The organism is Bacteroides timonensis, assembly GCF_000513195.1.
Classification (GTDB): domain Bacteria; phylum Bacteroidota; class Bacteroidia; order Bacteroidales; family Bacteroidaceae; genus Bacteroides; species Bacteroides timonensis.
In genome coordinates this window covers 1-3,008 of the sequence record NZ_CBVI010000164.1, presented here as the reverse complement: position 1 = coordinate 3,008, position 3,008 = coordinate 1, and the positions used below count along the sequence as shown (strand labels likewise).

The 3,008-nt window shown below is 43.6% G+C and carries 3 protein-coding genes; all 3 read left to right on the top strand.

Annotation, left to right across the window (positions count from 1 at the left end):
• Positions 1–244: 244 nt before the first annotated feature.
• Complete coding sequence (locus BN161_RS26320) at positions 245–1,498, top strand: site-specific integrase (protein ID WP_044271986.1); 1,254 nt, start codon at positions 245–247, stop codon at positions 1,496–1,498.
• Positions 1,499–1,596: 98 nt separating this feature from the next.
• Positions 1,597–2,028 carry a virulence RhuM family protein gene (locus BN161_RS26315; protein ID WP_005824647.1) on the top strand — a complete coding sequence of 144 codons (432 nt, stop codon included), beginning with the start codon at positions 1,597–1,599 and terminating at the stop codon, positions 2,026–2,028.
• A 99-nt stretch (positions 2,029–2,127) separates the two neighbouring features.
• The coding region (locus BN161_RS26310; protein ID WP_044271983.1) for a phosphoribosyltransferase at positions 2,128–3,008 on the top strand (881 nt) is incomplete at its 3' end.

Genomic DNA, 3,008 nt, shown 5'->3' with positions numbered 1-3,008 from the left:
CTATGACAAAGCTCTCTAAACTAACGGTTTAGGGAGCTTTTTTCTTACCCCATACGGACAGTAAAAAGAACTTCAAAAGCCAATTTCAGACTAATAATCGTTACCAAATCGTTACGGTATTTTGTTACGGAGAAAATCGTAACGATTTTAACGCTAAGTCATTGATATGTCGCACATTGTCACTCGTTAGTCCGCTTCATTCCGAACATAGAAAACTAATTTTGCAAATTAAAAACGTTACGGTATGAAAAGTACATTTAGAATCCTCTTCTATTTAAAGAAGAACGAACCGAAGAAAGACGGAACAGTGACCATTATGGCACGTATCACAGTCGATGGAGAAACCAAACAATTCAGCACGAAGAAAACAATTCTTCCTGAAGATTGGGATATAAAATCAGGTCGTGCAGTTAATAAAAGCGGGAAAAGCACCAGTGCCAAAATATCCAAGTTGAACAAAGAACTGGATGATTTGCGTGGTCAAATCTCCATACAATACACCAAGCAGCTAAACAACAACGGATATGTAGAGCCGGAGAAGTTACGCAATAATGTATTGGGTATTGAAGAAAAGCAGCACAGCCTACTCACTTACTTTACGGAGCATAATTTGCAATACAAAGACAAGGTAGGAACAACAGCTACACAAAAGACCTATTCACGTTACGAATTAACCAAGCAACGCCTGATAGACTTTATGAAAGTGAAGTACAGAGTTTCCGACATTCTTATTCGTGAAATCAATGCGGTGTTCATTGAGAACTTCTATCTTTATTTAAGAAACGAACACGGCATCAACAACAACACTGCCATGAAGTTTGTGCAACGCTTCCACTCCGTTCTTATATATGCAAAAAACAGCGGATTGAATTTTGTTGACCCTTTTGGTTCGTTCAAGTTCAGCTTTGACAAAGTGGACAGAGGCTATCTCAACCAAGACGAGATAGACCTTATCTACAATAAAGAATTTTCATCCGCGCGATTGACACAAGTACGCGATATGTTTATTTTTAGCTGCTATACCGGATTATCCTATATCGACCTGTGCAATTTGACCAAAGAAGACATCAAACTCGCTTTTGACGGAAAACTTTGGATAATGATTAAGCGTGAAAAGACAGGTGTAGATTCCAATGTACCCTTGCTTGAAATCCCCAAGCAGATATTAGCCAAGTACGAAGGTAAGATGAAAGGCGGCAAACTCCTTCCCGTTATCAGCAATCAGAAGATGAACGAATATTTGGGAGAGATAGCAGAAGTATGCCAGATCGACAAAAGAATCACCTTCCACCTTGCGAGACATACTTTTGCCACTGAAATTTGCTTGACACAAGGCGTACCCATTGAAAGCGTTTCCAAGATGTTGGGACATACAAATATCCAGACCACACAAATATACGCCCGTGTGGTAGATAGGAAATTAAGTCACGACATGGCAGTATTGGAGCAGAAACTCCAAAGCAAAGGAAAACGCCCAATCGCGATAGTCAACCCCTGATTAATAACAGCGTTCCGGCAAGATACACGATATAAATCCTGCCGGAACCATAAATAGCAAGATATAAATAACTAATTTTACCCCCAAACAAAATCATTATGGAAAGAGGATACATACAAATCACAGAAGAAGAAATCGGCAAACCCATTGTCGAAGTCAAAATAGTAAACGGAACCGTGTGGATGTTCAAGCACGAAATCGCCCGTCTTTTCGACGTATATCTCCAGACGGTGGGCAACAACTTCCGTTCCATCTTCAAGTCCGGCGTGCTTCGTGAAGACGATGTTACGATGGAGCGCAAGATGAAAAACGAAAAAGGTCAGGACATCTACGTCACCTTTTACAATCTCGAAGCCATCATCTTCCTTAGTTACCGCATAGACTCCCGCTATGCCAAAGCCTTCAGGGAATGGGTGATGAACGCCCTTTGCGAATACAACCGCATGGACAAGAAAGCAACCGAGGTAATTGTCGTGTTCAATGCCGACACCCGCCATGCCTCCATCCAGTACCCGCAGATACCCAACTAATACCCCGTAATACGGTAAATCAAAGCCTGATGCACAAATAAATGTATCAGGCTTTTTTCATATCCCCAAAAACCTCTACCTTTGAACAAACTATTGATTATGATTGAAAACCTTGTTGTTTCCGTCCCGTTTGAGGATTTAGACGACGCCCCCATATACAACTACTTCCGGCTTTCCGACATGCCCGGCGAGTTCCTGGTCATACAGAAAGAGGACGGTATGTTCTACTTCCTCTGTTCCCACGACTGCCCGATAGAAAAGATAAGCCGCTCCTTCGACTGGTACATCGTTTCCAAAGACAAATTCAACGACCACCTGACAATCGGCATCGGATTGGCAGACAAAGAACCGATAGAAGGCGAACTCTACCGCCTTCAAGACGAAACCACCCTGAACCTTTGGCGTGACATACTCCGTTTCACATTCGAGGGTGACTTCGTCCGCCAGTTCTTCCCCTACGATACCTATTTCAAGGGCAAAGTCCGCTATGACGAAGCCTTGTGCTTCTATATCCACGATTATTACCCGACCCGGACAAAAGACCTGACCCCACATCAAAAAAAGGTCAGCAACTTAGTGTTCCGCTTTAAAGAAGGCACCGAGAATGCCGCCCCCTTGCTCGCCAAGATTTTCTCCCTCTGCATCGGTCGTATGCCTTTCTTCAAAGAAATGAAATCTCCCGTTCTGATACCTATCCCAGCCGCCACACGCGAGCGCAATATCGCCCGCTTTGCCCGTTTTTGCAGCCTTCTGTCCCGCCGCTTGAAAGTAGCGGACGGATTCCGTGCCATCTGGATCAAAGAAGACCGGGAACAACTCAAAGGCACAACCGGACACGATAAACTTTCCAATCTTATTTTTCACCCCGAATACATCAGAGGAAAAGATGTAATTCTGGTGGACGACATCACCACCACCGGTCAGAGCTTTATCCAGATGAAACGTAAATGTATGCAGTTGGGAGCCAATTCAGTCGTGGG